The following is a 21,907-nucleotide window of genomic DNA, read 5'->3' on the forward strand; positions in this document are numbered from 1 at the left end:
TAGGATGCGCCTCATGTGGATAAAATATACTTCCTTGGCTAATGTCTGTCAGGTATATCCTATAGGTCGACTTTGTCGAACGCCTCGTTAATCACGCGCTCGGTAGGTGTATTTAGATACGGTTCAATAGCTTGAAACGAATTCCACCCACCAACATCCATCACCACGCGGGGATTCATGTCCTCGTCGACGAGAAGTCGCTGGGCGAAGTGGCGGCGGAGATCGTGACTCGATACTTTTTTCCAGTCATCGTTACCGTACTCCTCGGCCGCCGCCTCGGCGGTTCGTTTCACCACTGCCCGAACACCCCGCGTCGAGAGCTTGATATACGGGTCGTCGTCGTTGAGGTCTTCGTCGCGAGCGTACGAATGGAGCCGACGCTCCAGCGATTCAGGGAGGTACGCGTCGCGGGGTTTTCCTTCGCCGTGTTTCGTATCCTTCCCCTCCGGGATGTGGATCCGATAGTGGTGCCCGTCGCTCGTCCGTTTCACGCCGCTGGGAGTCGCTTGCGGTATCTCAAACGCGCGGAGGCCGACTCGCGCCCCGAGGTCGATTATCAACTCGTCCCGGCGAGATGCGGCGACACGGCGGAGGCGATTGACGTCGTCGACGGTGAGCCACACCTTCGACTGTTTTTCTTCCTCTATTCGCATGACGCTTTATGCTAACAAGGTCTCGCGTTTAGTCCTTATTATGATATATTCTTGAGCTTCGAGACGCCCGTATTCGACGCTTTCAGTCAACTCGGTGGTGTGATAGTGACGCTTTGAGTGATAAAGCGTCATTCAGTACCGATCACTGATATTTAAAACAATCTACGGACATCTGTGACATCAATGTCGTGCGAGCCTTCTTATCCTCTTCTTGCCTTTCAGTCGCGGCGATCATCCAACAAGTTGGGTGCTAAAAATGCAAAGAGGACAAGATGAACCTGAGCAGCAATTAGATCGTTAGAGAGTTGCCCTGTATTCGGAGCCATTCGCGGCGATCCTCGTAATCCGGGATGAGAGCACCAACCGTATTCCAGAACGCGCCGGAGTGCTCATTGTGTACTGAATGGGCCAACTCATGGACGATGACGTAATCTTGGATTCGAACAGGTGCACGAATCAACCGCCAATTGAGACGAACCGTTCCGTCTTCATACTCACCCCATCGACCGTCGATCTCTCCGACCCATACGGGCACGTCGTCGAGCCCCAATCGCGAGTCGAACCGTGACACTCGGGTCGGGAGTTCCTCCTCCGCCCGTTCGATAAACCAGTCAACCACTGCTTGGTGCTTTCGGCGAACGCTCACATCATCCACGCCTCCATCGAAGCGGTGGACACGAAGGGTGAACGTTTGCTCGTCGAACGACAATGTCGGTTCGGGAACATCCGCCTCGACGACCTCCAACGGGTACTGTCGTCCCCGGTACTGGAGTTTCTCACCGGTCATGTACTCCTTCGGATACGGCGGCCCTTCCTGCTCTTTCAGCCCGTAGAGCTTCTCAAGGAGCCACTCCTGGCGAGACTCAAGTACCACCTCCACATCCTCTGTCGTCGCAGTCATGGGGGCCGTTACGGTCAGCTCCAGAGACTTGTCGATCGACAACTCCATCGTCTCCCGGTTTTCCGACCAGTCGATCGTATAGGGAACGACCGTCTGACCGATATGATACCGGCGCTGGAGGCGTTCACTCATTGGTAATGATTCCGTGCGAGTTCGATGACCCGGTTAGTCAGCTCCCGGCGCTCGTCACCCGAGATGTCGATTTCAGACCGATACAACTCCCCCGTCACTTCCTTCCGCATCCGGTTCTGTAGCTGTGTCTTCTCCTTCCATTCGACCTTCGTCACGAACTCCTCAACGGTTCCAACCAGATTAGCCGTAAGCTCGATGAGGTCTTCCTCGTCAGCCTCGTGCTCGCTCAGCACGTCTTCGATAGCGTGGTAGAACGAGAGATCCGTCTCGTCACGGAGTCCTTTGTTCCGCGCCTGCTTGTCGCGAGAGCGAATCTCATCCATCAGTGCCCGAAGCTCCTCGATAGTCTCGCGCTCGTCGTAACGCCCCTCCCGGTACTTTTCGATGAGTTCCTCGAGCCGGTCTCTGAGAGAGCCGTACTGTACCGGGTCCTCGTCGAACCGAACGTTGATTTCGTGCTTGATCGCATTCTGCATCTCACTCGCCCGGGCTTCGTCGCTCTCTAAGCCTTCAAGTTTCGCGTCGTATTCCACCTCGTCCATGATCGAAACGGGTTCATCGTTCAGCACCTCGATACCCCGTGAGGTGATGTGATCCTGAATCAACTTGCGGACCTTCGCTCCAGCGCCTTCGAGGTTCATCGTCTCATCGCGGTACCGCTCCTTCGCCTTCCCGTAGATCGTACTGATCCGATCAAGGTCCTCTCGATAGGGGTTCGCCATCGGGTCTGGAAGGACGATGTCCATCAGTTTCGAGAACCGCTTAAACGCGTTCTTGAACTCGATCCGGCGGTCGTCTGGTTCGAGCGACTGGACACACTGCTCGACGTCGTCGAGATCGTCGAAGAACGAGATCGCCTTGCTGTGGGCCGCCTCAAGATCGGGCTGTTTGTCCTCGACCGGGACCATCGCTCGCTCCACGTCCTTGGAGCTGAACATCGCGAGCGCCTCTTTCAACTCGTCCGAGACGCCGTAGTAGTCGATGATGAGCCCGTGGGTCTTCTCCTCGAATGGCCGGTTCACGCGCGCAATCGCCTGTAGTAGGCTGTGCTCTCGCAGAGGCTTGTCGAGATACATCACCTGAGCCACCGGCGCGTCGAACCCGGTCAGGAGCATATCACAGACGATGAGCAGTTCTACCTCGCCGTTCGGATCGACGAACGACTCCTTGTACTGACTCTTCTCGGAGTCGCTGGGCGTCCACTGCTTGATGTGCTCTGGGTCGTTGTGACCCTCGGAGACGATGACTCGCGACTCCGGGCCGTTCAAATCGTCGAGGGTCTCCTTGTACCGGATCGCCGCCTCCTTGCTCGTTGTGACGACCATGCCCTTGAACGGCTCGGGCACATCGTTCTCGAAGTGCTCGATGATGTCCAGCGCGACCCGGTCGATTCGAGGCTGGGCTTCAGCGAGGTCCTGTGTGCGAGCGTATCGCTTCTGTATCTCCGCCTTCTCCTCGTCCGTCTTGTCCGAGAAGATGCGATCGAACAGGCGGTCGAGCGTCTCACCTTCGAGGTGGATATCTGCGAGACGACCCTGATACAGGATCTCGACCGTCGCGCCGTCTTCCAGCGACTGGTCGATGGTGTACGTGTCGATGTAGTTCCCGAACGTCCGACGGGTGTTGCGCTCGTCTTTCTCGATGGGCGTCCCGGTGAATCCGACGTAGAAGGCGTTCGGGAGCGCCGTCCGCATGTTGTTCGCGAGTTCCTTGTCCTGCGTCCGGTGGGCCTCGTCGGCCATCACGTAGATGTTCTCGTTGCGAGAGAGTACCGGAAACTCCTCTTCGTCGTCCGTGGTCTGGAACTTGTGAATCAGCGTCGTGATCGTCTCACCCGCGTCGTAGGAGAGTCGGTCGCGGAGGTCCTCGATGCTCTCGGCTTTCTTCGGATTCGGGAAGCCACAGCGTTCGAACGTTGCGTGAATCTGGTCGTTGAGCGCCCGGCGATCCGTGACTAACAGAAGTGTCGGATCGTCCTCATTCCGGCGCAGCTTCAGAGCGAGGAAGAGCATCGTGAGCGACTTCCCCGAGCCCTGAGTGTGCCAGACGACACCGCCCTGTGCCTCGTGACGACCTCGCTTGTCTATCCGTTCGAGTGCCTTCCGAACCGCCCGGTACTGCTGGTATCGGGCGACCATCTTGATCGCGCCACTCTGCCGGTTCTCGAACACTGTGTAGTGTCGTAACTGGTCGAGCAGGCGCTCGGGCTCGAACAGCGCGTACAGCATCCGGTACTGATCCGGGAGATAGCCATCGAGATCGAACAGCTCGATGAGTTCGTCGTCTTCCAGTGGGTAGGCGTCACGCCAGGGCTTGTACTGGTCCTTCGGCGTTCCGTACGTTCCCATGACCGCGCCTTCCATCCAGGCGGCCACCGAGAACTGGTTGTACCGGAACAGCTCCTCAGCACCCTCTGACTCACCGTCGCGTTCGTTCTGGTAGCGAGTGAGCTGATCGAGCGCCTCTGCACGCGGCTCGGGGATCTGAGGGCTCTTACATTCGACGACACCCAGCGGGATGCCGTTGACGAACAACACGATGTCGGGCTTGACGACCTCGACCGGCCCCGCGACCCGAAACTGGTTGAGTGCGAAGAAGTCGTTGTTCTCGGGATTCTCGTAGTCGATATACTGGACCGTTTGGTGTTGCTTGCCGTGACCGCGATCCTGCTCGACGGAGATGTGTCGAACGAGCTTTTCGTGGATCTGCTCGTTCTCGTTCATCGTGCTGGTCCCTGCGACCTGCGTGATCTCGCGGACAGCCTTGTTCAGATTGTTCTCGTTGAGCCAGGGATTCAGGCGTTTGATAGCGTTGCGTAGCCGTGGTTCGAGTACAGCCGAGGACTCGGTCTCGCGGGGATCAACCCAGGTGGACTGTTGCTGATCGACGACCTCCCAGCCAAGTTGCTGGAGCACGTTGAGGGCAGGGCGCTCAGACTCGGCGTACTCATTTGTCATTAGTGAATACTGGATTTCCTTCTACGAGCTGGCCTCTTACTCCTTTTTTGAGCGAATCGATTTCGTCACTGAACATCCATTCCTTCTCCATCTTTGAGTCTATCGAATCAAATAGATTTGATATTTCTACCTGCTCAGAATAACTTGGTATTGGTATTTTTATCTGCTTGACTATTTTTAGATTGATTCCCGGTCGGCCTGAATTGTTACTCAGCGAGGTGATCTGTGATTTAACCAAATCCGAGGCATCAATCACCTCCGCGATGTAATTCGGGGAATACTCTGATTGGTCTACTCGCAGTCTAGCTAAATGGTTGTTGATGATTCCGTCTTCAGCATCATCCGGTAATACCGCAGCCCTACCAATCGAACCTTCCGTTGTAACTAAAATATCACCCGGATGGGTAGAGACCGACCCGAGATCCTGATACTCTGATTCAGGTATATAATCCTCTCTGATGTCAAAATCTCTGTTTATGATATTTTCTTGGACGTATATTTTATAACCACTATCTGTACGGACCTCTTTCTTTATTTTCCCGCCAGGTGGCCCGCCTCTTAAGCCATTCTTGCCCTCTAGCGTGACTTCTTCTAAAGATTTCACTTCCCATTTTTTTGGAATAGTTCGCTGAACTGGTCCAAATCTAACTTCTTTTGCCTGGTGATTTTCTAAGCCTCTTCTAAGCACCTTATTTATTGCACCGCGCTTCAGTTGTCGAGTTTCTTCTTTAATATTGCTCGTCTGTGAGGAGATGTTGTTGAGGAGATCGAGAAAATCGGCGATTTGGGTTTGTACATCGAGAGGAGGAGTGGGAATTTCAAATATTTCCATAAAGTCTTTAGGCACGTGCAAAATGGTCGTACCTTCCGACAAAGCTGCTATTTGCTCACGGTGCTCATAGAGATAATAATAAGCAAACCGTGGGTCAACTTTGTCTTCATCGAAACGTAACGCCGCCATTGTTGATCCCAGTATGCCATTGAACCCTTTGAGAACTTTCCCAACGCTCCCGTCCCAAACCAATAGAACATCGGATTCATAACAGCGCTTCCCACTTTCGGGGTCAGCATATGAATTTATTTCACCTTCAAACGCCTCCGCTGTTATATATGGCTCTAACCCATCCGCCGGTTCTTCTGTAACTTCTTCGGGTTTTGTTCCCTTGATTTTTGTAGCGATATTATTTAACCTCGTCTTAGTCCATTCACCCTCTAATTCGACTCTATTTCCGATTTCTTGGATTTTCATCTATTTAACCTCTCAAGAGATTCATACATCTCCTCAGTAGCTGCGATTCGATCTTCCTCAATTTGTTTCAGATTCTGTAATTTTTCATGTATATCGATCTCTTCCGAGGGTGTTGTAGTATCGACGTATCTGGAAATATTCAAATTCCAATTGTTTTCTTCTATCTCAGAAATATCAACAAAACGACTGTGGTGCTCTTCTTCCCTACCAGACATATACGTCTCCGCAAGATATTCGACCCCCTCTTCAGTGAGCACGTTCTGAGTTGATTCGTCGTCATATATCTGGATGCCAGAAGTTTGTAGATGTTTCTGCTCTCCAAAAATGAATTGTACCTTGCCTTGGCGACTTTCTGGTTTGTCTTTGTTGAATATCAATACACACCCAGGAGAATTTGTATTATAGAATAATTTCTCAGGAAGTGTGATGACTGATTCCAAGAGATCATCCTCAATCAATGGCTTGCGAATTTTCCACTCCGATCGCGATCTGAATAGCGCCCCATTGTCCATCACGACGCCCGCTTTTCCAGTCTCGTTGAGCGAGGCGATCATGAGCTGAATCCACGCCCAGTCGCCGCGGTTCGACGGCGGGAGCCCGTACGGGAAGCGGTTGTACGGCTCGTTGTCCTGCACCCAGTCCTTGTTCCACTCCTTCTGATTCCACATCGGGTTCGCGATGACCCGGTCGAACACCTCCAGCTCGTCGTGCTTGGTGACGCGCTTGGGGTCGGTGATAGTGTCGCCCTTCTCGATCTTGGCGTCGTAGAGCTCGTGGAGCAGGACGTTCATCTGGCCGATGGCCCACGTATTCAGGTTCTTCTCCTGGCCGTACAGCGAGATGTCCGTCATGTCGCCACCCTGCTCACGGATGTGCTCAGCGGAGTAGATGAGCATCCCGCCGGAGCCACAGCAAGGGTCGTACACACGATGGCCCGGCTCCGGATTCACGCACTTGACGATCAGCCGGACGACTTCACGCGGCGTATAGAACTCGCCGCCCTTCTTGCCGGCGTCGTCCGCGAACTCGCGGATGAGGTATTCGTAGGCCCGCCCGAAAATGTCGGGATCTTCGAGATCCTCGTTCCGGTAGCGATGCTTCGAGAAGTGTGAGACGAGATCCGAGAGCAGTGAGTCGGGTAGGCGCTCCTTGTCGTTGAAGTCGACTGTGGTGAGCACGCGGTCCGCGATGGCGTCGTTCTCGTCTTCGACCGCCGCAAGTGCCTTGTTCAGTGCCGCGCCAACGTCGGTCTCTTGAGCCTTGATGTGATCCCATCGAGCACGCTCCGGGATCCAGAACTCCTCGTGGAGGTCTCGATCATCTCTGGCCGTCTTGACCGGTATTCCGAGCTCCTCGGCGACTTCCTCGGTCTCCTCCTCGAAGCGGTCGTTGGCCCGCTTGAGGAACAGCAGTCCGAAGATGTAGTTCTTGTAGTCGGCCGAGTCGATGCTTCCACGGAGTTTGTCTGCGGCCGCCCACAGATGGTTTTCGAGCGTATCGAGAGTGAGTATATCAGATTCTGTTCCAGGCAGGGTGGCCTGGTCGCTATTAGACATATTCCAGCAGATACGCGCCGGCGTAATAACAGCAACGTCGCAGTAATCGAACCCGCACAGCAGTCGGTCGGTTTTCTCTGGGGACGATCTATAAGCACACGATAGCCTGAATCCGGCCGGTAACTGATATAATCGCATGAGGGAGTTTTGCCGAATACCTGATGAACTTACTGAGGTAGATCTTCCAGTCCCCCCGGTCTTGATCAGATTGGGTTTATTCGGCCTTATCAAAAGAGGATTTTCTACCACTAATTAGTCCACTGCAGGTACAATCGACCGACATCTGTTACGTAGACGTGCTTGGTTCGTCCTTCTATATTTGATTCGACAAGCCCCTTCTCTTGTAACTGGTTGATATGGTAGCTAATCTTCTGAGAGGATTCTCCGAGTTCTTCTCCTATTTCACGGAGAATCACGCCTTTCCGTCCCTCTTCGTCCCATCTACCGAGTGTTTGAAGAACGTCGAGCTGAAGTCCTTCAATCTCGAATGTTAGCGGTTGGGTGGGTGAGGGTAGCTTCATGACCAAATCGTCGACCGACTCCTCCCCGGTCTGTGGCTCCAGGACATAGTATGGAGTAGCTCCGATGAAGAAGGCCGAAGCCGTAGCCGCTCCAGCCATTAGATTCGTACCGCCCGTAATATTGACGTAGATTTCTTGATCCGGATTTTCTCTGGCAACACTCACAACCGTGTCGACGACATCTCGTAGATCGAAAGCATCTACGAGGTTTATCTCGACAGTGTACCCGAACTCTGTGAGTTCTTCGGCCAGTTCATTACCGACCGACCGGAATTTCTCGCTGGTCAAGAGATTGATTTTATCAGCTGATCCATAGGCTTGCAGCCCTCGTTTAATATGGACGGTTGTTTGCCCATGTGGAACGATATGCAAACTCATTATATATCGCTCTCGACGAATTTTTTAACCCTGTTGTTGTTTTCGATGTCTGGCGTGAGGCTGGAGAACGGTTCGTCGTCATGATTGTACTCTTGTTTAGCTTTCAGGATGACTACGTCTCCTTCTGACGGGAAGTACTCGACGTGCTGCGGCTCCATCCGGATGCTCTGTCCCGCCTCACCTTCTTGGAACGAAGTGATGTAACTAACCCGCCCTTCCACGTGGTCTACAAATCCAATATGGAAGTTGTGACCCTCGTTGAGGAGACGACGGCGATCTTCGTATGTTTCATCATCCAGTTCCAGAATCCGTCCCCAAGTCCGGATTACACCTTCGAGTGCGTTCCAGATGAGAAGAAGCGAACTCAGGAGTACAGGATCGGCCTGCTGGTCGGGTGACGGAAGTTCCTTCGGATGAGCGATCTGGTCTTCCCGGTACTCGTTCAGGTTCTCCAGGGCGAATGTGTATGAAATATCCACCTCCTCGTTGAGGAGTACCGTTGAGTACGTCTTGAACCAGCGGTAAGCATTTACCACGTTGTCCTCATTTCGGATTTCCCCACCGACTTCCCGCTGCAGCCTGTCACGATATCCTTGTTCATCGGCGAGACCAAGGAAGACGTATCGCAGGTAGTTGTACAGCTGTGCTGTATTAAACCGATCCTGGAACGTATCCCGCGTAGACTGTTTAACCCAGCCAAAGTACTCGTCAATCTTCTGGTAGACGTCGTCGTCGCTATCGACGTCTATCCGAGGTTCGATGATGTCTGCCAGCAGGTCGAAGCATTTGTCGATCTGCTCTTCGATCATCTCCTCGTTAGTGGGCGGAGCAGAAGACTGGCTCATATCTATTCACCTCCGAAGAGGCCTTCGACATCGTCCTGGAGCTGCGCCTGTTCCTGTTCCAAGTCAGCGATCTTCTCCAAGCGCTTCCGGATGGCCTCTGCCATCTCCTGAATTTCTTTCTTGCAGAACTCTGGTACCAGCAGTTCCCGCAGCCGTCGGATCGGGATATGCTGTATTGTCGCTCCGCCCTGCATCGATTCTAACTGGTTTTTAGCCAGGTCAGTATCCAGGAAGTGGGCGTACACCAGTGCCTCTTCTTCGGTACGGAAGCGGACGACAGCCCACATCGAGCTTGGGGCTATTTCCCTCTCGGGATGGTGGACGTGGATCTTTGCCCCGGTGACAGAAACTAGGACGTCCGTTTTGTCCGCTCTGACGATATTCCCGTCGACGTTGAGGAACTCAGAGTATTGTTCCTGCTGAATATCTCGGATATTGACGTACGGAAGCCGGCTTTTACCTTCTTCCTCGAAGACCTGATCCGGCTTCTTGGTGCCGCCCCGGATTTCCTCAGCAATATCCTGAATCTCCCGCACTTCGGCGTACTGCTTTTGCAGCTCACGGCTGGTCTTGTCCATCTGGATGATTTCACTGGGAAGATAGGATCTGCCCTCCAGTCTACCAAGCTCCAGCGTATCGGCCTTGCCGAGCCGGATGTCATCTACGACCTCCGGGACTTTCTGCTCCGGATCTTCGTCACTGTCGACAATAGCGTAGGAGATCTCGTCGCTCGGTGAAGACGGCTCGTTTGCTATTTGCAGTATTACCGTAGAGATACCAGTATGGTCATAGATCGGGGGCTGGATCTCGATCAGAGATTCTATGGTGTACTCTGAGCGGAGTGTCTCTCGAAAGTCGGAAGATCTGCTCTTATACAATTTCCCAACCGGCAGTATAACTGTTAGACTGCCGCCAGGCTTGAGCCGTTCCAGTGAGTCCAGAACGAATTTTTCGTCACCGTTCCGGGCCGGTGTTCCCTCCGGCTTCTCGTATTGTAGGTTGAACGGAGGGTCGATGAAGACTTGGTCGAACTCCGCTGGCAAGCTGTGATCTACCTGTGAGAGTTTCAGGTAGTCGCCCATCGAGTAGGAGACATTAGTGCCGAACAATTCGTTGAGGAAGACGGCGCTGTTTGCAGCATCGACATTGATTTCAACGCCGTGTGCGTCCGCACCTCGAGTATTGGCTTCCCGGAGTATATTCCCGTAGCCTGCGGCAGGATCGAGGATAACGTCTCCTTCACCTGTCTCTGATAGGTCGAGAAAGGCTTTGCTCAGCCAGAGAGGTGTGGTTTTGGGCGCGGTTCTTTTGGATTGCTCTTCAAGCCCTACGAACGCTTCAGCGAGTTTCGGGGGTGTCTTATCCAGGTCGATGCCGTAGAACGTATTCAACACCTGTCTCTGAAACTCGATATCATGGGGATGGTTTTGGGCTTTGAAGGGCGGATACTTCTCTTCAATCAGTTCGTCTATCTCCGTCAGATCTTCCTCGGAGAGGGTGTCGATATCCAGGTCGTAGTTGTGTCGTTCAGCGACCAGCTTCCGGAACAGGCTGTGGTAAAGCTGAGTCTCGATGTCTCTACCGATCTTCCCTCTGAAGTAATCGGCAAGCCGCCAGAACTTCATCCGGATCTCTTCTGCAGATTCTAAGGCCCGTCGTTCCTGCCCGTCATCACAGGGGAATCTGGCGAGTTCGCGCTCTACTTGCTTGCCTTCTTCACTCCGAACCAATTTAAACACGTATTCGAAGGACTCGGAAACCAGTGCGCCGTATGATGCCCCCGAGTCGTTCATCAGGCGACGGAGTTCTTTCAGATCTTCTCGTTCCCTATGTTCCGAAATAACGGTGCTGCACTCAACGACTACATAGAACCCGTCCAGATCTTCGTCAAGGACGGCAATGTCCGGCCGGAAACTCAGCTGATCCTCAACAAACGGCTCGACTACGACTCTATCCTCCCCGTAAACCTCTGTAAGATCTTCAACAGTTTTCCGGACGAGTTCTTGATCACGCATACCAACCAGTTTTGATGTTGACTACATAGAATTTGGTTTTGATATTCAAAACTGAGTTTGGACATTTTAGCGAATCTATTGCGTAAATCCTTCCCCTTCTGCCCCAAATATAACATAGCGCGTGTGGGAAGAAAAAGCGTGCCAATAGAGTTCGGACTCTGGCGGATTGATGGACCAGACTTCCAGCGGCTCTCCTCGAACAAACTTGACGATGAGTCTCGACTTGAGGAACTACTGGTCGAAGATCCGAATCTGTTAGGACGAGATCTCCTTATCGTGGGACAACAGGTCCGGACCTCAAGTGGAAAGCGCCTCGATCTCTTGGGTATCGACGCTGAAGGAGACCTCCACATTATTGAACTTAAGCGTGATCGGACACCGAGAGATGTTGTAGCGCAGGCCCTTGATTACGCGTCGTGGGTTCGTCATCTGACCTACGACGATGTTACCGATCTCTACGAAGACTTTGATGATACTCGTGAGTTTGAGGAAGCATTCAGCGAGAAGTTCAGTTCTGCGAGGCCCGAAGGCGCTTCTGGTGTCCCAGAAGACATCAATCAAACTCACAGCCTCACTATTGTTGCCTCAGAACTGGATGCTGCAACGGAACGGATCGTAGAGTATCTTGCAGAAGAATACAGCGTGCCGGTCAATGCTGTCCGTTTCAATTACTACGAGGACGACGGTCGGGAGTATATTGGTCGGACTTGGCTTATCGATCCTCAAGAGACGCCAGAGCCCCCAAGCAAACGAGAGGCATGGAACGGACGCGATTACTACGTTGCTTTTGGACAGGGCAAGAACCGATCGTGGTCAGACGCTCGTGAATATGGGTTTGTGTCTGGCGGTCAGGGAGAGTGGTATAGCCGCACCTTGGATCAACTCTCTATTGACGACCGTATCTTCGTTCACATACCTACAGAGGGGTACGTCGGTGTCGGCACAGTAACGAAGCCGAAAACACCGGTCACAGAATTTGAGATTGAGACTGACGAAGATTCAAAGAAGATCCTTGACGCCGAATTAGATGCCAGTGCAATGGGTGAGAACTCTGAGGATGAGTCTCTGCGGGAGTATCTCGTAGGGGTCGAATGGATTGATACCCGTCCAGTTGACGAGGCATACTGGGAGACGGGGATGTACGCAAATCAGAATACGGTGACGAAGCTGAGGAATCAATTCACGTTGGATCGACTCTACCAGCACTTCGATCTCGATGAGTAGGAAACTGCTCCAGAATTAGCTTCACGTCAAGATAATCAGAGCCGTTTTGCTATGAAAAGGCCTGTTATCAAGGAATACTGAGTTCACAGGTCCAATCTTTTATTACAATCTGTTCCGTCGGTTTCTAACCACATGTCAGAAAGGTGAACGAGATGGAGGTGCTTATCGATACGAACGTATTTATCGAACGAGAGGGTGACTGGACGGTCCCAGAACCACTGCAAGAACTCGAGAAGCTACTGAAGACGGAAGGACACACCATCTTGATCCACCCTCACTCGAAACAGGAGATCCGCAACTACGAGAACGATGAACGGCGTGAAACGGACGAATCGAAGATCGAAACTTACGCCGAATTAGGATTCCCTCCGTATCCGAATCCTTCATCGACGGAGTTCCGCAACCACGTCCCTGAAGCGGATAGCTTCAACGAGCAAGTAGACAACGCACTCCTCTATACGGTATTCAAGGGCCGCACCGATATTCTCATCACCGAAGATGGGGACATGCATCGAAAGGCCGACGAACTCGGTATCAAAGAGAGCGTATTGAGTATCGAGGAGGCCAGAGAGCGGTTCAAACAAGACCCTGCGGCCTACGAGGGGCCGCCATCGATTCAGAAACAACAGGTCGCGGATCTTGATGTCGACGATCCAATTTTCGATTCGCTGAAAGAGGATTACGACTTCCGAGACTGGTTCGAGAGCATCCCCGACGAACGAGATGTCTACGTGAACTGGAATGAGGACGGCACACTCGGCGCTGTTCTTATCCTAAAACCGAACGAAGCGGAGCATATCGGTGAGGAGCCTGAGCTCGGCAAGCGAGATCGACTGAAGATCTGTACGCTCAAGGTCGCTTCCCATCGACGCGGTTCAAAAATCGGGGAACTCTTGGTGAGTATCGCCATACGCGAAGCCATCCAACACGAACTCGAGGAGATATATCTCACACACTATATCAAGGAAGACGACTATCTGGTACAGTTGATTTCCCAGTATGGATTCGGCCGAGCGTCACAGACCGCCACCGGTGAGACGGTCTTCGTCAAGCGGCTAACTCCTGGGCCGGGAGATGATCCCGATCCCTCGGAGGTTCATTTTCGATTTTATCCGAGTTTCTACGATGGTCCCTCAGTGAGTAAGTTTCTGATCCCGACTCAACCTGAGTTCCACGGACGACTCTTTCCGACCTACGAAAACCGGCAACCGAAATTAACAGAATTCTCCGGACAGCTTCTCTCCGAAGGTAACGCCATCAAGAAGGCATACCTCTCCCACGCGAATACTCGACAGATCGAACAGGACGACGTTCTACTGTTCTACCGGACACACGACCATATGGAGATCACCTCTTTGGGGGTCTGTGAGCAAGTGGAGTACGAAGTGACCGAAGCCGAGGCCGTACAGGAACTGGTAGGCAAACGATCCGTATTCACGGATCGGGAGATCGCTGAGATGGTAGAGTCTCCTACGACAGTAATATTATTCAAATGGCACTTCGAGCTTGAGAATCCACTCCACTATCAGGTGCTGCTGGATGAAGACGTTTTATCAGGACCACTCCAATCTATACAAGAAATCGATGAATCGAGCTACCAGTATATCCGCGAGAACGGAGGCATAGATGGACGTTTTACTGTCAATTAAGCCCGAATTTGCAGAGAAGATCCTTGGCCGCGAGAAGAGGTATGAGTTCCGCAAGACCGCCTTCCGCGATCCATCTATTATCGAGACGATCTACATGTACGCCTCCTCTCCCGTGCAAGAGATTGTGGGATCGTTCTCGCTAAGCAGCGTATCCGAGGGTACGCCAGCCGAACTCTGGCGCGAATTCGGCTCCGATTCCGGGATTGATCAACGATCACGGTTCATGGACTACTTCGCAAACACTGAGACAGGGTATGCTTTCGAGGTGGCGGATGTTCGTCGCTTCACTGAATCTATTGACCCCCAACAACGCCTTGATGACTTCCGCCCGCCTGTGTCCTTCCAGTATCTTCGAGGCGAGTATGACTCACTAATCGCTACTGATCCTAAATCAGGGAGCGATTAGTAATCCGACGTAGCGCTTCTGCTACGTTTTTTCGTTCCAACTGCTCCACCTGAGAGCGTATAATCTCTATACATTTCGCCACGGTTAGCCATCAGCGCTAATCTCCCTGAATAGACGTTCGGTCGTATCCCTCCTCACACATACTACAACGGTGGGACCCCCGTCACTGCTGAAGGGGGATGATTGGGGGGTCGAAACCGTTCGGGGATGGGCGGGGTCGGGCCCATCCCTGCCCCATCCCCGGGCCCAACCCTGCCCCGACCTTCGCCCATCCCCCTCCCATCCCCCTGCGGGTGGTGGCAGGTGGCACCACCCCGGGGACCACCCCCGGCACCGCCCTCTCACCACGTGGGTCACCACCCTTCACCACCCCCCGCAGTTTCGCGACCCCCTCCGAGTCGAGGGGGTGGCAGGGGACGGTCACCGTCCCCTGCAACCCGGCGTAAAACGTCGCCCCGTTTGATAGGCGTCGCGTGCCTACCCGGAGCCATGTCCGCGACAGACGTCGACCGTCGACGGCAGCAGCAGCGTGCGTTCATGCAGACCCTCGACGACGAGGAACTTGAGGAGATCGCGACCGCGCCGGACTGGTATAAGCTCGGGCCGTACTTCGCCCGGGGCCTCCAGTTTGGCGTCGACATCCGGTCGCGTGAACGCTTGGATTACCTGGCCGAACAGGAGCAACAGCGCCGGCGTCGCGAACGGCAGGCCGAGGCGAAGGAGGAGCAGTCGTCCGCGGAGTTCGAGCCATTCCGCGTTGTTCGGCGGTGACAAGGGCTGTGATTAATATTAATGTCAAACATATAGAATCAGATATTCTTTCCAACACACCGACGATGTAACCCAATCAAATGATAGTTATTTTCTGATATATCAGAAAGGTTCCAAACTACTTATACACATAGTCATACTAAGACCGGTTAGTCATGCCAACGCAGCGGAATAAGTCGGCCGCGCGGAAACTGGCCGAAGAGACGGGTGAACCGATCGAGAAGTTCACGCCATCCGAGGGTGTAGAGATGCCGGATCCTGACGATCTTGAGTCGGTCCCCGAGGACGAACGCTAAGTCTTTCTGCCGAATCTCACCTGAAGTCGTGCCATCGCTCGAATTGTCCGATATAGCGGTCAGCATGGGTTCGTAGAAACTGCTCGCAGTAGCGTGGTGCTTCGTTCAGTGTGACCTCAGGGAAGCCATGCTTGACGTCCTCTTTCCGCCCATTGCGATATATGTCGAGGTGTAGTCGCTCGGTGGTAATGTCGTGCCCCCAGTTAGTCCGTGGATGATGGTCGAATCCCGCCACCTGCCGCCAGTCGTAGTTTAAGTACGGATCCGAAGCCGCATTATATTCGAGTTGAACGCGAAACCAGCGGACAGCCCCCTCCTGAATGCCGATCTCCGTCCGGATCTGGGAGTCTGGGTACGTGACGAAGTCGGTGTAGTCCGTGTCCGGGTTGTTTCTTCGGGGGTCGGCGTCTGTCATCTGTTCTATCATCTGCCGAGACGGGTCGGCAAGAAAAGCGTGCCGGACGTGTATCAAATAGACGATGGGAGATGACAGGTCTACTCGTCGATCCCGAGGGTCATCCCCTGTTTCGCGATTGACACTGCGGCACCACTATCGCGGTCGACGACATCCACAGGGCACGATGAGGCCGTATAGCGGAACACGGCACCGAACCCCGGGAGCTCGCCGCGCTCACCGCAGGCGTGACACGTCCGCGTCGTCCCGTCCAGCGGCGTCCATCGGATCGGGATGCCGGCGGCGGCGGCGTCAACGAGGCGGGCCTGAACGAGCGTCACGATCCAGGGGCTCCAGGCCAACCACTCGGCGTCGCGAAGTGCCCACAGCGTCGGGAGGTCGTGACCGAGGTCCTCCAGGACGAGCACCGGCGCCGTGTGGTCGCGGGCATACTCGAAGACAGCCGGGACCGCCCCATCGACCATGCTCCGGAGCTCCCGCCAGTAGCTCGCGACGACCTCCGCCTCGACGGCGTCGGCAACGGGCGCGCCGGATCGGAGCACGCGGATCGTCTCGACGAGCGCGTCGACAGTACTCCCGAGGCCGTCGCCGCTGATCATCCGCGCCTCACTCGGCGCCGTCCCGGGCGTCGCGACGGCATACAGCGGGTCCTCGCCCACGTCGACACCGATGGGTGTCGTCGCCGGCGGGAGCGCGGACGCAGTCGCCTCGGCGCGCAGGCGGCTACTCATCGGCGTCCTCCAGGCCGTCGGGAAAGCACCGCCGACACGGCGTGTAGTGGCTCTTGATCACCGCGCGCTCCTTCAGGTAGGGATTGCGCCCCTGCTGGCCGCACGCCGTCAGGTGCTCACCCTCCAGCGTCTCGTGAACGCGGTGGTAGACCCGACCACCATGGCCGCCGAAGGTGAGCACGACCGCCGGCGGGTCGCCCTCGAAGCGCTCGGGATCGACGTCGACGACGCTCATCGGATGCCCTCCGCGCGTTCGTGATTCGCCTTCGCGCCGGCCAGGGCGAGCGCCACCCGTGCCCGCGGGATCCCCGAGGCCAGCTCCCCGGCGAGGGTCCACTCGTCGCGTTCGGTGCGGGTGCGGGTCGTCACGAGTCGGCCTCCTGGCTGCCACGCTGGGGTTGCTGGCGCCGATACCGAAGACACAGCTCCTCGACCGTGTCGCGAGCGTCGAGCAGCTCCCGGAGTTCGTCGGCAGTGACCGCGTTGTAGTCGACGTGATCGAACGCGACGAGGGCCTCGGAAAGCTCGTCGGCGATCGCCCGCGGCGACGAGGCGGTGCCCTCGTCCGGTGCCGTGAGGTCACCCATCGTCGACGGCCTCCAGGAGGGCGGCGTGCAGCGCCGCGGCGCCGTCGTGGGTGAGTTCGACCGTCGCCTGGTAGTCGTCGCCCTTCACGCGGAGCGTGGCGTGGGTCTCGATGCCGGCGAGAGGCTGGCGGTCGGGCGTGTCCACGTACAGCGTGGCGTCATCCTGGGCCGACATCGACACGCGGCCGTCAGTGATCCCGACCATCGTGTCGACGGCCTCGATCGTCGTCGGGCGCGTCATCGGTCGCCCTCCTCGCCGGCGCTGGCCGGCGACTCGAAGCCCTCACGGTAGCAGGGCCAGCATGGCAGGCCAATCCCATCGTTCCAGTCGCCGCAGTCGCAGTCGTCGGGACGACCGTCCTCCTCGTCGAGGATCTCGCCCTCGTCGCCGGCCTCGATGATCCCGCCGTCGGCGACGACGCGCTCGGCAGGCGTGGCCACGGCCTCGATCTCGCAGTCCGAACACCGGATGGCGTCTTCGCGAGTGACAGGTGCCTCGGCACAGAACTCGCGGCCGTGTTCGCACGCCCACCGAACGGGGCCGTCGACGTGGGCGCCGAGCTGATCGTCGACCGCGTCGGGGTCGGCCGCCGTGGGGATCGCTTCGGCGCCGATTGCGAAGGCCACGCGACGGACGTGCTTACAGCCGCCCTCGGGATCGCGGTGCTCCGCGTCGGGACAGGTGCAACTGCCGTCACGGGCATCGACGCAGTACTGCGAGCCGCTCTCAGAAATGATGACGTACAGGTCGTCGGCGCCGGCTGCCTCGTCGATGTCGTCGAGGACGGTGAGGTACTGCTTGAGGGCGCGGCGCGTGCGCTGCTCCAGGTCGGTACGGTCTGTCGTGAGGTCACGTTCAAGTGACCCGGAAACATCGGTTGACATGGCTGCTCTCTGGCGAGACAGCCCCGCTCGGGTGCTCCAACACCCGGGCACTTCTCTGAGAAGAAGCACCCCAAGGAACGGGCTCTGTCTACACTACCGTATACGGTAGTCTTTATCATAAGTCTACTGGATGTGGTAGGCTACCAAGTACGGTTTTACAAGCATGGGTTACCACAAGCAGTAATATGGCGGCTCAAGCAACCGAACACATGGCCGACAACCGGCGGGCGCTCCTCACCGAGCGCGAGCGCGAGATCTTGGAGAACAACGGCGAGGACGTCACCGAGAAGTACTACGGCGTCGTCGTCTCGCGGGTCAGAAACAAGATCGAGCTGCTGGAGAGGGACCTCCCCGCGCTCGACACCCACGACACGCTCGGCGACGAACTCCGCGAGGTGGTGTGCGACAACGCCGACGAGGAATGACGCCATGCCTTCGAACGTCATAATTGAGAACGTAATACTGGCAGCGAGGTGGATTGGATGGATTCTTCTCGGCGGAATCGTTCACGAACTCTGGCATTTCGTCTTTGGTAAAATATTCGGCGGAGGGACGTTCTATAGTCGGTATACGTTCGGCCTCTATCCGACTCAGGTAGACTTTAAAACGCCGAAGGCGATGACGGATTGGCAGGTTCGAGTCACGGGCATCGTCGGGATGATTTTCTGGATACCGCTGTTTGCTGGCTTGTGGTTACACATCCCGTGGCTGATTCTGTTGGGTATGGGTGGAGGACTGACGATCAGTGCGAGCGATATGAACGCCATCCACCACCCAGAAGCTTGGAAGAAACTGACCGCGGATGAGTCCGTTACGTTGGCCGACTTCGAATCCAAGGAGAGAGGTATTTTCCGACCTCTCCGAGGATTTCTTAGAAGATGATCGACGCCTATCGACGAGAAGTGTCCGCGTCGGTGGTTTACTCGGTTTCCCCGTTTTCGTCCTCGTCGATGCTGCTGTACGGATCAACACCCAGCATCGCCGCGGTCGCGTTCTTCGGATCGAACATCCCTGCCGGACCTCTATCGATGGATCTGCTACCCCCAGTTTCGCGCGTCCCATGCTTTCGGACGTGGGCGGCGATCTCCTCGGCCGGTCGTACGTCCTGCTCCAGCGCCACCCGTATCTCGGTCTCAGTCAGAGGCGTGTCATCCTTGATTAGCCCCTTAATGCGGTCGGTGATCCCTTCCGGATCCTCGATCGGGACCTGGACGTCCCCGACCTCGGCCTCGGGAAAGAGCCGTTGCACGCCCCGTTTCACGCCTTGTTCAACAATTGTCTCGATCGTCGACGGGCTCACACGGAAGGCGAACGCAACGAGTTCGGCGAGCGCTTGCTCAACCTCCGGATCAAGCATGGGCTCGTGTGAGACGCCGGCATCGAGCTGGTACACTGATTGTGTCACTGCCTCGCCATCCTCGTCAACATACTCACGAAGTAGGTCGAGGTCGCGATCCTCGAAGTACTCCGGATCGGACAAGTATCGGAAGTCGAGAAGCCCGTTTCGGACGCGGTTCCGAATCCGCGAGCGGGCATTCCGTTCAGATTGTGATTTCGGGTCAATGCTGCTCTCGCCAGCGAGATACTCCCGGTCGCCTTGCGTCAGGATCCCCCGGTCTCTATCGACAACCATATCTAAATCCGATTATGCCGACGCACATAATGATTATGTCCAAGGGGGCCTAATAGGGGTATATGACGGCGCAGGAGTACACGACCATTTCCGTCGACCCCGCGCTTCGGGACGAACTCCGTTCCCTGAAGCGCGGGCAGGAGCGGTATTCGGACGTACTGGAGCGCCTACTGCAGGAGCACAAGGATGACTCTCATGACTGTTGAACTGAACGCCGCGGCAGGGACGGGACCCAAACCAGCCCTGTTCGCGGCGAACTACACCAACGACGACGCCGGGCGGGCCTCGTCGCGTCGACCTACGGGTTGGTGCGACAAGGACTTTTCGGCGCCGTCCGGCTTTCGCCGGGCCGCAACCGGCGCCACCGATGAGCGCTGAACACGAAACTACCACGATCGACACGGACTGGTCGAGCAGTTGGATCGATATGTACAACCACCTCGACTGTCCGACGAGTATAGAACTCGAGGACGTTGTCACTACCGACGAGGCTGATCCTTACGCCTGCAAGCACGCGATGGGGGTGAGCTCGTAGATGCCGACCGATGCTACGATCACGCCGCTACCCGATGCCAAGGAGTGTGGCTATCCCGAGTGCGGGGCCACCGCCCTCCTTGCCCGCGTCGAGCCTGACGACGTCGACGAAACGCCTATCCTCTGTCCGACCCACCGCGTCACTTTCCTTCGGGAGGTGCACGAGGCGTGAGCGGGACCGCGCGCCACAGCTACCGGGTCCGGATCGCCGGCACCGCCGACGGCGGGAGCCGCATCCCCGACCTGACGCCGCGGGAGGCCCTCGAACGGTGGCTCGGGAAGCTCCGCGTCGACCGCGCCGAGTCGACGGTCTCCTCGTACGCCTACCGGCTCAAACTGTTCGTCGACTGGACCGAACACGAGGGCATCGACTCGATCAGTGACCTGACCGGGTGGGATATCGAGTCCTACGAGACCCACCGGCGCAACCAGGGAATCGAGCCGCTGACGCTGAAGCGGGAACTGGAGACACTGGCGAACTTCCTCGAGTACTGTGCGAACATCGAACTCGTCGACGATGCGCTCCCGGAGAAGGTGACGCCGCCGAAGGTGCCTCGGGACGCCCACGTCGACGAGTCGATGCTGGAGCCCGAGGTCGCCGAGGCGCTCCTTCAGCACTACCGCACTCACCCCGAGAAGCGGGCGACCCGCGGCCACGCCGTCCTCGAAGTCGCGTGGCACACCGGCGCCCGCCTCGGCGCGCTGCGCGGCCTCGACGTCGACGACTACGACGCCGAGGAGCAGTACGTCGCCTTCCACCACCGGCCGCGGAAGGAAACACCGCTGAAGAACAGCACCGACGGGGAGCGCCTCGTCGGCCTCCCCGAGGCGGTGTGTGAGATCCTCGACGAGTACCTCGCTCGCGAGCGTCACGAGGCGTTCGACGACCACAACCGCCGGCCGCTGTTCGCGAGCCAACTCGGGCGGCCGACGACGAACACGCTCCGGATCTGGATGTACCTCGCGACGGTCCCGTGCCACTACACCGAGTGTCCGCACGGTCGGGAACGCGAGACGTGCGAGTTCGTCGACTACTCGAAGATCTCGCAGTGCCCCTCATCCCGGAGTCCCCACCAAGTGCGGACCGGCTCGATCACCTGGCAGCGCAACCGGGGCGTGCCGGTCGACGTCGTCTCGAAGCGGGTGAACAGCTCCCCAAGTGTCATCGAGGAACACTACGATAAGCCCTCGAAATTCGAGGAAATGGAGAAACGCCGGCGTCAGCACTTGGATCAGCTGGATCTGGATGCTGACACCGATAACGGAGGTGCTGACGAATGACGACCCGCATCCGCCCCAACCCATTCGCTTTCCTGACGCTCGTGAAGGAGTTGGAGCAGGCCGGCGTTCCCGCCGAGCGGAGCGAGGCGGGAAGCAGCGGACGACCGGAGGGAGTCCGACAGCGTTCGAATCCGCCCTAATCTATCCGTAATCCGAACGATTGGTAAAACCAATTCTCTTCCGTTTTAGACTCTGTAGAACAGAACTGGATTTTCAGTCGGCGTTCGAGTACCCGCTGAATTTTCGGAACCCATGTTGGTGTGCGGCTCTCGCCTCCGTCCGGGACTC

General features: G+C 56.2%; 26 protein-coding genes. 10 read left to right on the forward strand and 16 right to left on the reverse strand.

The features are described from left to right. Positions 1-59 precede the first annotated feature (59 nt). The 8 genes from NBT67_RS00120 to NBT67_RS00155 form a co-directional block, all read right to left on the reverse strand. Positions 60-653 (reverse strand): site-specific integrase, encoded by a 594-nt coding sequence (locus NBT67_RS00120; RefSeq protein WP_251342792.1) that lies wholly within the window; start codon positions 651-653, stop codon positions 60-62. A gap of 289 nt (positions 654-942) precedes the next feature. Beyond that, positions 943-1,686, reverse strand: a complete 744-nt coding sequence (locus NBT67_RS00125; RefSeq protein WP_251342793.1) for a M48 family metallopeptidase — start codon at positions 1,684-1,686, stop codon at positions 943-945. Further along, the gene (locus tag NBT67_RS00130) at positions 1,683-4,643 is read right to left on the reverse strand and encodes a type I restriction endonuclease subunit R (protein ID WP_251342794.1); all 2,961 of its coding nucleotides are present in this window, start codon (positions 4,641-4,643) and stop codon (positions 1,683-1,685) included. Before NBT67_RS00130 ends, NBT67_RS00125 begins: the two co-directional genes overlap by 4 nt. Then, on the reverse strand, positions 4,633-5,892 hold the full coding sequence (locus NBT67_RS00135) for a restriction endonuclease subunit S (RefSeq protein WP_251342795.1): 1,260 nt from the start codon (positions 5,890-5,892) through the stop codon (positions 4,633-4,635). Before NBT67_RS00135 ends, NBT67_RS00130 begins: the two co-directional genes overlap by 11 nt. After that, positions 5,889-7,448 carry a type I restriction-modification system subunit M gene (locus tag NBT67_RS00140; protein ID WP_251342796.1) on the reverse strand — a complete coding sequence of 520 codons (1,560 nt, stop codon included), beginning with the start codon at positions 7,446-7,448 and terminating at the stop codon, positions 5,889-5,891. The genes NBT67_RS00135 and NBT67_RS00140 overlap by 4 nt, the downstream gene beginning before the upstream one ends. Positions 7,449-7,696: 248 nt before the next feature. Further along, positions 7,697-8,347, reverse strand: coding sequence for an HFX_2341 family transcriptional regulator domain-containing protein (locus NBT67_RS00145; protein WP_251342797.1), 651 nt, complete (start codon positions 8,345-8,347; stop codon positions 7,697-7,699). After that, entirely contained in the window at positions 8,347-9,192 is an 846-nt protein-coding gene (locus tag NBT67_RS00150; protein ID WP_251342798.1) for a hypothetical protein, read from the reverse strand. The genes NBT67_RS00145 and NBT67_RS00150 overlap by 1 nt, the downstream gene beginning before the upstream one ends. 2 nt (positions 9,193-9,194) lie before the next feature. After that, positions 9,195-11,207, reverse strand: a complete 2,013-nt coding sequence (locus NBT67_RS00155) for an N-6 DNA methylase (RefSeq protein WP_251342799.1) — start codon at positions 11,205-11,207, stop codon at positions 9,195-9,197. A 138-nt stretch (positions 11,208-11,345) separates the two neighbouring features. Between NBT67_RS00155 and NBT67_RS00160 the strand changes: the two genes are divergently transcribed. The 4 genes from NBT67_RS00160 (at position 11,346) to NBT67_RS00175 (ending at position 15,257) form a co-directional block, all read left to right on the forward strand. After that, positions 11,346-12,431 (forward strand): endonuclease NucS domain-containing protein, encoded by a 1,086-nt coding sequence (locus NBT67_RS00160; protein ID WP_251342800.1) that lies wholly within the window; start codon positions 11,346-11,348, stop codon positions 12,429-12,431. A 152-nt stretch (positions 12,432-12,583) separates the two neighbouring features. Beyond that, the gene (locus NBT67_RS00165; RefSeq protein ID WP_251342801.1) at positions 12,584-14,080 is read left to right on the forward strand and encodes a GNAT family N-acetyltransferase; all 1,497 of its coding nucleotides are present in this window, start codon (positions 12,584-12,586) and stop codon (positions 14,078-14,080) included. Further along, the gene (locus NBT67_RS00170; protein WP_251342802.1) at positions 14,058-14,486 is read left to right on the forward strand and encodes an ASCH domain-containing protein; all 429 of its coding nucleotides are present in this window, start codon (positions 14,058-14,060) and stop codon (positions 14,484-14,486) included. The genes NBT67_RS00165 and NBT67_RS00170 overlap by 23 nt, the downstream gene beginning before the upstream one ends. A gap of 489 nt (positions 14,487-14,975) precedes the next feature. Further along, positions 14,976-15,257, forward strand: a complete 282-nt coding sequence (locus NBT67_RS00175; protein ID WP_251342803.1) for a hypothetical protein — start codon at positions 14,976-14,978, stop codon at positions 15,255-15,257. A 312-nt stretch (positions 15,258-15,569) separates the two neighbouring features. On the opposite strand, the gene NBT67_RS00180 is transcribed toward NBT67_RS00175, so the two are convergent. From NBT67_RS00180 to NBT67_RS00210, 7 genes are all read right to left on the reverse strand, one after another. Then, entirely contained in the window at positions 15,570-15,968 is a 399-nt protein-coding gene (locus NBT67_RS00180; protein WP_251342804.1) for a DUF7718 family protein, read from the reverse strand. Positions 15,969-16,048: 80 nt separating this feature from the next. Continuing rightward, positions 16,049-16,699, reverse strand: coding sequence for a hypothetical protein (locus NBT67_RS00185; RefSeq protein WP_251342805.1), 651 nt, complete (start codon positions 16,697-16,699; stop codon positions 16,049-16,051). Further along, positions 16,692-16,934: a hypothetical protein gene (locus NBT67_RS00190; protein WP_251342806.1), complete on the reverse strand. Its 243-nt coding sequence runs from the start codon at positions 16,932-16,934 to the stop codon at positions 16,692-16,694. The genes NBT67_RS00185 and NBT67_RS00190 overlap by 8 nt, the downstream gene beginning before the upstream one ends. After that, entirely contained in the window at positions 16,931-17,068 is a 138-nt protein-coding gene (locus NBT67_RS00195; RefSeq protein ID WP_251342807.1) for a hypothetical protein, read from the reverse strand. Before NBT67_RS00195 ends, NBT67_RS00190 begins: the two co-directional genes overlap by 4 nt. Beyond that, a complete protein-coding gene (locus tag NBT67_RS00200) occupies positions 17,065-17,286 on the reverse strand; it encodes a hypothetical protein (RefSeq protein WP_251342808.1) in 222 nt (73 codons plus the stop codon). The genes NBT67_RS00195 and NBT67_RS00200 overlap by 4 nt, the downstream gene beginning before the upstream one ends. Further along, on the reverse strand, positions 17,279-17,527 hold the full coding sequence (locus NBT67_RS00205; protein WP_251342809.1) for a hypothetical protein: 249 nt from the start codon (positions 17,525-17,527) through the stop codon (positions 17,279-17,281). Before NBT67_RS00205 ends, NBT67_RS00200 begins: the two co-directional genes overlap by 8 nt. Continuing rightward, the gene (locus NBT67_RS00210) at positions 17,524-18,171 is read right to left on the reverse strand and encodes an SWIM zinc finger family protein (RefSeq protein ID WP_251342810.1); all 648 of its coding nucleotides are present in this window, start codon (positions 18,169-18,171) and stop codon (positions 17,524-17,526) included. The genes NBT67_RS00205 and NBT67_RS00210 overlap by 4 nt, the downstream gene beginning before the upstream one ends. Before the next feature lie 185 nt (positions 18,172-18,356). Between NBT67_RS00210 and NBT67_RS00215 the strand changes: the two genes are divergently transcribed. Then, positions 18,357-18,596, forward strand: coding sequence for a hypothetical protein (locus NBT67_RS00215; protein ID WP_251342811.1), 240 nt, complete (start codon positions 18,357-18,359; stop codon positions 18,594-18,596). Positions 18,597-18,600: 4 nt separating this feature from the next. Continuing rightward, positions 18,601-19,053, forward strand: coding sequence for a hypothetical protein (locus NBT67_RS00220; protein WP_251342812.1), 453 nt, complete (start codon positions 18,601-18,603; stop codon positions 19,051-19,053). Between the two features lie 37 nt (positions 19,054-19,090). Here NBT67_RS00220 and NBT67_RS00225 read toward each other — a convergent pair whose 3' ends face one another. Beyond that, positions 19,091-19,804, reverse strand: a complete 714-nt coding sequence (locus NBT67_RS00225) for a DUF8102 family protein (RefSeq protein WP_251342813.1) — start codon at positions 19,802-19,804, stop codon at positions 19,091-19,093. 62 nt (positions 19,805-19,866) lie between these two features. Here NBT67_RS00225 and NBT67_RS00230 point away from each other — a divergent pair, with 62 nt between their 5' ends. The 4 genes from NBT67_RS00230 (at position 19,867) to NBT67_RS00245 (ending at position 21,619) form a co-directional block, all read left to right on the forward strand. Further along, a complete protein-coding gene (locus NBT67_RS00230; protein ID WP_251342814.1) occupies positions 19,867-20,010 on the forward strand; it encodes a hypothetical protein in 144 nt (47 codons plus the stop codon). Positions 20,011-20,171: 161 nt separating this feature from the next. Beyond that, on the forward strand, positions 20,172-20,339 hold the full coding sequence (locus NBT67_RS00235) for a hypothetical protein (protein WP_251342815.1): 168 nt from the start codon (positions 20,172-20,174) through the stop codon (positions 20,337-20,339). After that, entirely contained in the window at positions 20,340-20,510 is a 171-nt protein-coding gene (locus NBT67_RS00240) for a hypothetical protein (RefSeq protein WP_251342816.1), read from the forward strand. Beyond that, positions 20,507-21,619 (forward strand): tyrosine-type recombinase/integrase, encoded by a 1,113-nt coding sequence (locus NBT67_RS00245; RefSeq protein ID WP_251342817.1) that lies wholly within the window; start codon positions 20,507-20,509, stop codon positions 21,617-21,619. Before NBT67_RS00240 ends, NBT67_RS00245 begins: the two co-directional genes overlap by 4 nt. Positions 21,620-21,907 lie beyond the last annotated feature (288 nt).

It is taken from the genome of Haloplanus sp. GDY1, assembly GCF_023703775.1.
GTDB lineage: Archaea > Halobacteriota > Halobacteria > Halobacteriales > Haloferacaceae > Haloplanus > Haloplanus halophilus.

Bases quoted from the DNA above. Each gene is read 5' to 3' on its own strand.
- NBT67_RS00120 (WP_251342792.1), bottom strand. From the start codon at position 653: ATGCGAATAGAGGAAGAAAAACAGTCGAAGGTGTGGCTCACCGTCGAC.
- NBT67_RS00125 (WP_251342793.1), bottom strand. From the start codon at position 1,686: ATGAGTGAACGCCTCCAGCGCCGGTATCATATCGGTCAGACGGTCGTT.
- NBT67_RS00130 (WP_251342794.1), bottom strand. From the start codon at position 4,643: ATGACAAATGAGTACGCCGAGTCTGAGCGCCCTGCCCTCAACGTGCTC.
- NBT67_RS00135 (WP_251342795.1), bottom strand. From the start codon at position 5,892: ATGAAAATCCAAGAAATCGGAAATAGAGTCGAATTAGAGGGTGAATGG.
- NBT67_RS00140 (WP_251342796.1), bottom strand. From the start codon at position 7,448: ATGTCTAATAGCGACCAGGCCACCCTGCCTGGAACAGAATCTGATATA.
- NBT67_RS00145 (WP_251342797.1), bottom strand. From the start codon at position 8,347: ATGAGTTTGCATATCGTTCCACATGGGCAAACAACCGTCCATATTAAA.
- NBT67_RS00150 (WP_251342798.1), bottom strand. From the start codon at position 9,192: ATGAGCCAGTCTTCTGCTCCGCCCACTAACGAGGAGATGATCGAAGAG.
- NBT67_RS00155 (WP_251342799.1), bottom strand. From the start codon at position 11,207: ATGCGTGATCAAGAACTCGTCCGGAAAACTGTTGAAGATCTTACAGAG.
- NBT67_RS00165 (WP_251342801.1), top strand. From the start codon at position 12,584: ATGGAGGTGCTTATCGATACGAACGTATTTATCGAACGAGAGGGTGAC.
- NBT67_RS00170 (WP_251342802.1), top strand. From the start codon at position 14,058: ATGGACGTTTTACTGTCAATTAAGCCCGAATTTGCAGAGAAGATCCTT.
- NBT67_RS00175 (WP_251342803.1), top strand. From the start codon at position 14,976: ATGTCCGCGACAGACGTCGACCGTCGACGGCAGCAGCAGCGTGCGTTC.
- NBT67_RS00180 (WP_251342804.1), bottom strand. From the start codon at position 15,968: ATGACAGACGCCGACCCCCGAAGAAACAACCCGGACACGGACTACACC.
- NBT67_RS00185 (WP_251342805.1), bottom strand. From the start codon at position 16,699: ATGAGTAGCCGCCTGCGCGCCGAGGCGACTGCGTCCGCGCTCCCGCCG.
- NBT67_RS00190 (WP_251342806.1), bottom strand. From the start codon at position 16,934: ATGAGCGTCGTCGACGTCGATCCCGAGCGCTTCGAGGGCGACCCGCCG.
- NBT67_RS00200 (WP_251342808.1), bottom strand. From the start codon at position 17,286: ATGGGTGACCTCACGGCACCGGACGAGGGCACCGCCTCGTCGCCGCGG.
- NBT67_RS00205 (WP_251342809.1), bottom strand. From the start codon at position 17,527: ATGACGCGCCCGACGACGATCGAGGCCGTCGACACGATGGTCGGGATC.
- NBT67_RS00210 (WP_251342810.1), bottom strand. From the start codon at position 18,171: ATGTCAACCGATGTTTCCGGGTCACTTGAACGTGACCTCACGACAGAC.
- NBT67_RS00215 (WP_251342811.1), top strand. From the start codon at position 18,357: ATGGCGGCTCAAGCAACCGAACACATGGCCGACAACCGGCGGGCGCTC.
- NBT67_RS00220 (WP_251342812.1), top strand. From the start codon at position 18,601: ATGCCTTCGAACGTCATAATTGAGAACGTAATACTGGCAGCGAGGTGG.
- NBT67_RS00225 (WP_251342813.1), bottom strand. From the start codon at position 19,804: ATGGTTGTCGATAGAGACCGGGGGATCCTGACGCAAGGCGACCGGGAG.
- NBT67_RS00230 (WP_251342814.1), top strand. From the start codon at position 19,867: ATGACGGCGCAGGAGTACACGACCATTTCCGTCGACCCCGCGCTTCGG.
- NBT67_RS00235 (WP_251342815.1), top strand. From the start codon at position 20,172: ATGAGCGCTGAACACGAAACTACCACGATCGACACGGACTGGTCGAGC.
- NBT67_RS00240 (WP_251342816.1), top strand. From the start codon at position 20,340: ATGCCGACCGATGCTACGATCACGCCGCTACCCGATGCCAAGGAGTGT.